Origin of the sequence: Rathayibacter rubneri (genome assembly GCF_023743255.1) — a bacterium.
Lineage (GTDB): Bacteria > Actinomycetota > Actinomycetes > Actinomycetales > Microbacteriaceae > Rathayibacter > Rathayibacter rubneri.
The window spans coordinates 59,485-67,238 of sequence record NZ_JAMRYM010000007.1 but is presented as its reverse complement, the minus strand read 5'-3'; the positions used below and the strand labels follow the sequence as shown (position 1 = coordinate 67,238).

The following is a 7,754-nucleotide window of genomic DNA, read 5'->3' as shown; positions in this document are numbered from 1 at the left end:
GGTCGACCTGCCCGGTGATCTCCTTCTGCTGCTTGACCAGCAGGTTCCGGGTCGTGCTGAGTAGTCGCAAGGCTTCGACGGTCGAGGTCGTGTCCTTCGGGATCCGCGGAGACTGCTCATCGAGCGCACGACGAGCGGCCGCTTCCGCGTCGAACGCGTCGGTCTTCCCCCGTCGGCGGCGAGCGGCCGCGTCACCGGGTGGGACCTCGATCACGGACACGTTCTGCGCGAGCAGGAACCGGGTGAGCGCGGCGCCATAGGAGCTGGTTCCCTCGACGCCGATCCGCAGCAGCGTCCCGAACACGCCGATCCAGGACAGCAGCGCCGCGAATCCGGCAGCGGTCGCAGGGAACGCCTGATCGGCCACGACGCGGCCGGCCGTGTCGAGGACCGCGACGTGGTGGCTGTCCTGATGAGTGTCGATGCCCGCGACGATCTCGCGGACGGACTGGGCTTGAACAGTGTTTCTTGTCATGCTGGACACGTCCCTTCCAAGGGTCACGCGTCCGATCAGTGGACAGACAAATCGGTGATGAGACCACAGGTCGGTCAGGCTTCTATCAAGTCATGACCGCCGACCGGACGCTTCAAACGGTGTCGCGGGGTTCGACAGTTCGAGATCCAGACAGCACGGCCAGGCGCGTCAGATACGCAGACGAGTCAGAACCCCGCGACACCACCAAGGCAATCACCGATACGCCCGCTGCGCGTGCTACTCGATCAGCAAGGCGTGCCCCCTCCCCTGCGGGTCGACCAGCTCCGCAGCGGCGACCCCCTTGCTGGTCGAGCAGCCCTGCAGCTGCGACCCCCGTTGCTGGTCGAGCAGCCCCGCAGGGGCGTCCACCCTTGCTTGTCGAGCAGCCCCGCAGGGGCGTCCACCCTTGCTTGTCGAGCAGCCCCGCAGGGGCGTCCACCCTTGCTGGTCGAACAGCCCCGGCGCGGCGACCCCCTTGCTGGTCGAGTAGCCCCGGCGCGGCGACCCCCTTGCTGGTCGAGTAGCCCCGGCGCGGCGACCCCCTTGCTGGTCGAGTAGCCCCGGCGCGGCGACCCCCTTGCTGGTCGAGTAGCCCCGCAGGGGCGTATCGAGACCCACCCCTTCGCGATCATGATCATCGCTCTCAACTGTGCAGATGTATTGCAATTCGTTTATGCATATGGTGAGGTGATCGGAGACGCCGGACCCCGATCCGGCGTCGACCACGTCATCGACAGCACGAGAGGCCGCGCCATGAGCACCACCGAGATCCACGCCGAGCACGCCGTCACCGAGCACCAGCACGGCGACTCCTGCGGCCACCGGGCCGTCCCGCACGACGACCACGTCGACTACGTGCACGGCACCCACCACCACGCCCTGCACGGCGACCACTACGACGAGCACGAGGCCGAGGCCGAGCACTCCGCCGCCGACCACGAGCACGGCGACTCCTGCGGTCACGAGAGCGTCCAGCACGACGACCACGTCGACTTCGTGCACGACGGCCACAGGCACGCCGCTCACGCCGGCCACTACGACGAGCACTGAGCCGTCCGCACGACGAGGGGCGCCGTCCGACCAGGACGGCGCCCCTTCGTCGTTCCCGCCGTCAGCCCTGGCGGGCCTTGAAGCGCGGGTTCAGCTTGTTGATGACGAAGACCCGGCCGCGGCGGCGCACGACCTGCGATCCCGGCATGCTCTTCATCGACTTCAGCGAGTTGCGGACCTTCACGAGTGCTCCTGTCTTATTGAGAACAATTCTCGTTAGAGTAGCGGACCATGGAGTCCTCGTTCCCGACGCACCGCCCGCCCGCCCTCGCCGTGACGCTGGTCAGCGCCTCCGACGCCCGTGACAGCGCGAGGATCGCGCAGCGGCTCTCGGGAGCGGCGGCCGCCGAGAGCTCCGTGCTCGAACTCCCCGAGTCCGACAGCGGCGAGTTCGCCGTCGGGCTCGCCGCCGAGCTCGCCCGGCAGGCCGATGACGGCGAGAGCGGAGTGACGGTCGTCGCGCTCGACCCGTCGGCCGACCCGATGGAGGTGGCTCTCGTCCTCGAGCACCTGCTGCAGAGGAGGCACCCCGGCGACACACGGATCGGCGTCCTCGACGTGGTCGCCGTCACATCGGTCGCGGAGATGTCCCGCGTACTGCTCGGCACGCCCTCCGACCAGCACCCTCCGCAGGGCCCGCAGGAGTGGGACCGCGCCGAGCGGCTCGCGGCCCGGCTCGAGTTCGCGACCCTCGTGGTGCTCACCGACGGGGACGGGGTCGAGCAGGAACCCGCCCGAGACCTCCTGGCCGCACTGTCGCCGGGGGCCGAGATCCTGCCTGTCGACGAGCTCGAGCAGTACCGCCGGCGACGCGCGGTCCTCACTCCGCAGCGAGCGCACCGCCTGGCCTCGGACCTCGGCTGGCAGCGCGCGCTCCGCGGCGCCGCTCCGGCGGAGAGCGGATCGGTGACCACCCACGTCTTCCGCGACCCCCTGCCCTTCCACCCCGAGCGCCTGAACGCGGCCGTCTGCTCCGACTTCGTCACCGAGCGGGTCGGGCGGATCCTCCGCTCGCGCGGTCTCGTGCGCCTCGCGAGCCGAGCCGACCGCGTGGCGTCCTGGTCGATCGCGGGCGACGTCCTGACCCTCGATCCGACCTCGATCCGCAGCTGGGACATGAACGCGCCCCTCGGGCAGGAGATCGTGTTCGTCGGCTGCGACCTCGACGTCGACGAGCTGACCCGCGTGCTGCACGGCTGCCTGCTCACCGCGGAGGAGCTGCTCGCCGGACCCGCGCTGTGGAACTCGCTCGAGGACCCGTTCCCGCGCTGGGAGGACGAGCACCAGCACTGAGAATCGGGCGCCCACCGACGACTGCCCGGCGAGGACCGGCCGCGCGCTCGGTACCCTCGAGATCGGACCGGGACAGAGGGGCGGCGAATGCTGGAGACGATCCTCGAGGCGCTCTCCCTCGTCGCGCTCCCCCTCGGCGTGCTGTTCCTGCTCGCGGCGTTCGTCGCACTGCTGGTCGACGGCCGGTGGTGGCCGACCACCGCGTACCTCGAGGAGGGACCGCCCCGCGCGCTGCACTGGGTGTCGCGCGCCGGCGAGGTGCGGTCGCGACCCCTCGTCGCCGACGATCCTCTCGCTCCGATCGACTCGGAGCAGCGCGAGGTGTACTACCGGGAGGAGGATCCGGAGCGGATCCGGCTGCACCGGTGGAGCGACGCCGTGCGGGCCCTGCGGTTCACCGGCCTGATCCTCGTCGCGGCGGGAGTCGTGCTCGGCATCGTCTCGACGGCGCTGGCGATCCTCGTCTGAGGACACAGGGGCGGGGACGCCCGCCGCCGCGCGGGCGGCCCTCTGCGATCCGACGCGGAACGGGCCGCGCCTCGCGGCCAGCCCTCGGATCGCGTCCACTCGCCGACGCCGCCGACCGCGAGACGACGCGGATCGGGCCCCGACTCCCGTCTGCAGCCCGGAACGCGGCGAGCCGCAGAGTGCTCTGAACGGCCGTCCTCCTCGCCGAGCCCCGCTTCCTGCGCATACACTCATGGACGGCATCGCGTTCCCCTCGCGGGCCCTGGGCCCCGCTCGAGTCCCCCCACTCGCGGGGCCCTTGCCGTGCCCCCGGCGACACTGCCCGTCGCCGTGACTCCGTGCGAGAATCTGCGCATGTATGTAGATATGCGGACAGGGGCCTGCTCGTTCCGGAGCGACCACGCGGAGCCGGCCGGCGCGGTGTCCGCACTGCTCGCCGACCCGACCCGGGTGCGGCCCGCGCGCGGCACCGTCCTCCCGGCCGAGCACGCTCCGGCCGGCACGCACCACCACCGCCGCTCGGAAGTCCCCGCGTGAGCGCGGTCGCCGAGAGCCCGGTGCGCGAGGGCGGTCGCGTGCTCGCGAAGCCGCCGTCGATCCTCGTCACCGGCGCGCGACTCCCGGAGGTGCGCTGGGCGGCACTGGCGCTGCTGCTGTTCCTCATCGCCTGGCCGCTGCAGCTGGCCGGCCTCCCGGCGCCGGTGTGGTGGACGCTCTACCTCGCCTGCTACGTCGCGGGCGGATGGGAGCCGGCGTGGGCCGGCCTCACCGCGCTCCGCGAGAAGGTGCTCGACGTCGATCTGCTGATGATCGTCGCCGCGATCGCGGCCGCCTCCATCGGTCAGGTGTTCGACGGAGCGCTGCTCATCGTGATCTTCGCGACCAGCGGTGCCCTCGAGGCGCTCGTCACCCAGCGCACGGCCGACTCCGTGTCGAGCCTGCTGACGCTCGCGCCGGAGCGGGCGACCCGGCTGATCCGGGGCGCAGACGGGGACGACGTCGAGACCGTGCCGACCGCCGAGCTCGTGGTCGGCGACCTGATCCTCGTGCGCCCGGGCGAGCGGATCGGCGGCGACGGCGTCGTGGTCGACGGCGTCAGCGAGGTCGATCAGGCGGCGATGACCGGCGAGTCGGTGCCGGTGCGCCGCGGGCCGGGAGACCGGGTGCTGTCGGGCACCGTGAACGGCACGGGCGCCCTCTCGGTGCGCATCGAGCGCGAGGCGGGCGACTCCGTGATCGCCCGCGTCGTGACGCTGGTGGCGGAGGCGTCCGAGACGAAGTCGTCGCGGCAGATGTTCATCGAGAAGGTGGAGCAGCGCTACTCCCTCGGCGTGGTCGCGGCGACGCTGCTCGTCTTCGCGCTGCCGCTGGCGCTGGGCGACGACTTCCGCGACGCGCTGCTGCGGGCGATCACCTTCATGATCGTCGCGTCCCCCTGCGCGGTGGTGCTGTCGACGATGCCTCCGCTGCTCGCGGCGATCGCGAACGCCGGCCGCCACGGCGTGCTGGTGAAGTCGGCGACCGTCATGGAGCGCCTCGGCCGCACCCGGCTCGTCGCGTTCGACAAGACGGGCACCCTCACCGAGGGCGCGCCCGTCGTCCGCCGCATCTCGCCCGCCCCGGGCGTCTCGGAGGGGGAGGTTCTGCGCTGGGCCGCCGCCGTCGAGCAGCACAGCGAGCACCCCCTCGGGCGGGCGCTCGTCCGGGCGGCCGGACCGGGCGTCGCTCCCGCCGCGGACTTCCGGGCGCTGCCCGGCCGCGGCGTCGAGGGCGTCGTCGACGGGGTGCCGGTACGCGTCGTGCAGTCGGCGGAGCATCCGGAGATCCTGGGCACGGTCGTGGACGTCGTCGTCGACGGGGCACTCGCGGGCACAGTGGCGCTCGAGGACGCCCTGCGCCCGGACGCGGCGAGCGCCGTCGCGCAGACCGCCGCGCTGACGAGCGAGCCGGTGCACCTGCTGACCGGGGACAACGAGCGCACGGCCGCCGACATCGCCGGGCGCACCGGCATCGGCGAGGTGCGCGCACGGCTGCTGCCCGCCGACAAGGCCGCGACGGTGCGCGGGCTCGAGGAGCGCGGCATCCCGGTCCTGCTCGTCGGCGACGGCGTCAACGACGCTCCCGCCCTGGCCTCGGCGAGCACGGGCGTCGCGATGGGCCGCCACGGATCCGACCTCGCCCTGGACACCGCCGACGCGGTGATCATCCGGGACGATCTGACCGTGATCCCCAAGGTGATCGCCCTCTCGCGGCGCGCGCACCGCTACGTGGTGGCGAACCTGGTCATCGCGGGCACCTTCATCACCGTGCTGGTGACCTGGGACCTGATCGCGACCCTGCCCCTGCCGCTCGCGGTCGCCGGCCACGAGGGATCCACGGTCATCGTCGCGCTGAACGGACTCCGGCTGCTGCGCCGCAGCGCCTGGAAGTGACACGCGGCCACCCCTGACCGACGGCCGACAGCAGGACAGGTCAGGGGTGGCGGGCGTCGAGCATGTCGCGCATCTGCGCGATCTCGAGTCGCTGCGAGGTCGAGACGACTTCGGCGAAGGTGAGGACCATCGGGTCCTCACCTCGCTCGAGGACGGCGTCCGACATCGTCAGGGCGCCCTCATGGTGGGTGATCATCAGCTCCAGGAACAGCGCGTCGGCGGCGGCTCCGGTCGCGGCGGTGAGCTCGGCGATCTGCGCGGGCGTCGCCAGCCCCGGCATGAGCATCGATCCGTCCGCGCTCGTGCCGTGATCCGGCATCTGTTCGTGACCGCTGCCCTCCAGGGGTGCGGTCATCCACTGCATGGCCTCTCCGGTGGAGGCCTGTGGGAGGCCCCAGATGTTGAGCCAGCCGAACAGCTGCCCGGACTGCTGCTGCTGGGTGAGGAGCAGATCGGTCGCCAGGTACCGCACCTCGTCATCCTCGGTCCGGTCGCGGATCAGCAACGCCATCTCAGCGCCCTGGAGGTGGTGGGTCTGCATGTCCCGGGCGAAGCCGGCTTCGGCGCTGGATCCGTCGACGGGGCGGGCGACCACGGTCCGCTGGTGACCAGCAGTCCGATCAGGACGCCGATCAGGATCGCCACTCCCAGGACCAGTGCTGCTCGCAGCCTGCGCGCCGCGCTGGTCTGCGCGACGGCGGTCACGGCCTGCTCCGCGCAGGGGCCGGCTGCAGCGCGGCGGCCTGCTCCGTCGGCAGCCGGGCGGGCCAGGAGCGGCGGGCCAGGACAGCGCCGACCAGGGCGAGGACCAGGAGCGCGACCGCGGCGCCGATGAGGCTGACGGCGCCGATCCAACCCGCGAGGGGGTAGGTGATCAGGAAGCAGGCGTGGGAGAGGGAGAACTGCGCGGTGTAGACCGCGCTGCGGTTCTGCTCGGTCGCCGCACGCATCAGCAACCGCGACGACGGAGTGCCGATCAGCGAGTTCCCCGCGCCGAGAACCGCCCAGGTCCCCAGGAGCAGCCACCAGGCGCCCGCCCACATCGCGGACAGCAGGGTCATCGCGACGGCAAGGGTGAGGCCGGTGAGCGCGAAGGCGCTGCCGCCGAGCATGACCCTCCGATCGCCGTACCGCTCGATCAGCCGTGGCACGTTCACGGCCACCAGGAGGGAGCCGCCGCCGTAGCAGGCGAGCGCGAGCGCGAGGCTGGAGTTGTCGAGCGCGAACACATCGCGGGCGTAGACGACGGTGTTGACCAGCACGAGGGCGGTCGCGGCGCCGACGGTCAGGTTCAAGCCCATCAGGAACCGCAGCGACGGGGTGCGGGCGAACACGCGCACCCCCGCGGTGGTGCGCTGCCACAGATTCCCGGGGTCGGCGATCTCCGGCTGTCCGGGGAGCCTCGTCATCAGGACGAGGATCGCGGAGCAGAGGAATCCGATGACGGTGCCGAGGAAGAGGTTGCTGTAGCTGATCACCGTCAGCAGGACCGCCGCGAGGATCGGGCTGACCAGCGCCTCGAGGTCGTAGGCGAGACGGGAGAGTGAGAGCGCCTTCGTGTACTCGCGCTCATCCCGGAGCACCACCGGGATCAGCGACTGGAACGCGGGCGTGAACGTCGCGGATGCGGCCTGGAGGACGAAGACCAGGACGTAGATCTGCCACACGTCCGTCAGGAACGGCAATGACAGCGCGACGGCGGCGCGGATCAGGTCGGCGCTGACCAGGACGACCTTCTTCGGCAGCCGGTGCACGAGCGCAGCGATCACGGGAGCGACGCCGACGTAGGCGACCATCTTGATCGTCAGCGCCGTGCCGAGGACCGCGCCCGCCTGCGCACCGGCGAGATCGTAGGCGAGCAGGCCGAGCGCGACGGTGAGCAGACCCGTGCCGATCAGCGCGATCACCTGGGCGGCGAACAGCGAGCGGTAGGCGCGGGAGCGCAGAACGGACAGCACGGGGCGGCTCCTGACCTCGGGATCCTTCACTCTATACCTGCATAGACATGCAGATAACCGGCGGGAGAACCGCTCCCG

The 7,754-nt window shown here is 71.6% G+C and carries 9 protein-coding genes; 5 read left to right on the top strand and 4 right to left on the bottom strand.

What is annotated here, in order from left to right:
• Positions 1 to 475: IS110 family transposase (locus NB037_RS03940; protein WP_251943893.1), on the bottom strand; the 475-nt coding region annotated here is incomplete at its 3' end.
• A 753-nt stretch (positions 476 to 1,228) separates the two neighbouring features.
• On the opposite strand from NB037_RS03940, the gene NB037_RS03935 reads away from it, so the two are divergent.
• Positions 1,229 to 1,525: a hypothetical protein gene (locus tag NB037_RS03935; RefSeq protein WP_251943889.1), complete on the top strand. Its 297-nt coding sequence runs from the start codon at positions 1,229 to 1,231 to the stop codon at positions 1,523 to 1,525.
• A gap of 61 nt (positions 1,526 to 1,586) precedes the next feature.
• On the opposite strand, the gene ykgO is transcribed toward NB037_RS03935, so the two are convergent.
• Positions 1,587 to 1,709 (bottom strand): type B 50S ribosomal protein L36, encoded by a 123-nt coding sequence (gene ykgO / locus NB037_RS03930; RefSeq protein ID WP_123446985.1) that lies wholly within the window; start codon positions 1,707 to 1,709, stop codon positions 1,587 to 1,589.
• A 47-nt stretch (positions 1,710 to 1,756) separates the two neighbouring features.
• Here ykgO and NB037_RS03925 point away from each other — a divergent pair, with 47 nt between their 5' ends.
• The 4 genes from NB037_RS03925 (at position 1,757) to NB037_RS03910 (ending at position 5,718) form a co-directional block, all read left to right on the top strand.
• A complete protein-coding gene (locus NB037_RS03925; protein ID WP_251943886.1) occupies positions 1,757 to 2,818 on the top strand; it encodes a GTP-binding protein in 1,062 nt (353 codons plus the stop codon).
• A gap of 87 nt (positions 2,819 to 2,905) precedes the next feature.
• A complete protein-coding gene (locus NB037_RS03920) occupies positions 2,906 to 3,286 on the top strand; it encodes a hypothetical protein (RefSeq protein ID WP_251943884.1) in 381 nt (126 codons plus the stop codon).
• A gap of 354 nt (positions 3,287 to 3,640) precedes the next feature.
• On the top strand, positions 3,641 to 3,823 hold the full coding sequence (locus NB037_RS03915; protein ID WP_251943883.1) for a hypothetical protein: 183 nt from the start codon (positions 3,641 to 3,643) through the stop codon (positions 3,821 to 3,823).
• Positions 3,820 to 5,718 (top strand): heavy metal translocating P-type ATPase, encoded by a 1,899-nt coding sequence (locus NB037_RS03910; RefSeq protein ID WP_308202043.1) that lies wholly within the window; start codon positions 3,820 to 3,822, stop codon positions 5,716 to 5,718. The genes NB037_RS03915 and NB037_RS03910 overlap by 4 nt, the downstream gene beginning before the upstream one ends.
• Before the next feature lie 40 nt (positions 5,719 to 5,758).
• Here the strand turns inward: NB037_RS03910 and NB037_RS03905 are convergent, their stop codons facing one another.
• A complete protein-coding gene (locus tag NB037_RS03905; protein ID WP_251943881.1) occupies positions 5,759 to 6,313 on the bottom strand; it encodes a DUF305 domain-containing protein in 555 nt (184 codons plus the stop codon).
• A gap of 106 nt (positions 6,314 to 6,419) precedes the next feature.
• Positions 6,420 to 7,676, bottom strand: coding sequence for an MFS transporter (locus NB037_RS03900; RefSeq protein WP_251943879.1), 1,257 nt, complete (start codon positions 7,674 to 7,676; stop codon positions 6,420 to 6,422).
• Positions 7,677 to 7,754 lie beyond the last annotated feature (78 nt).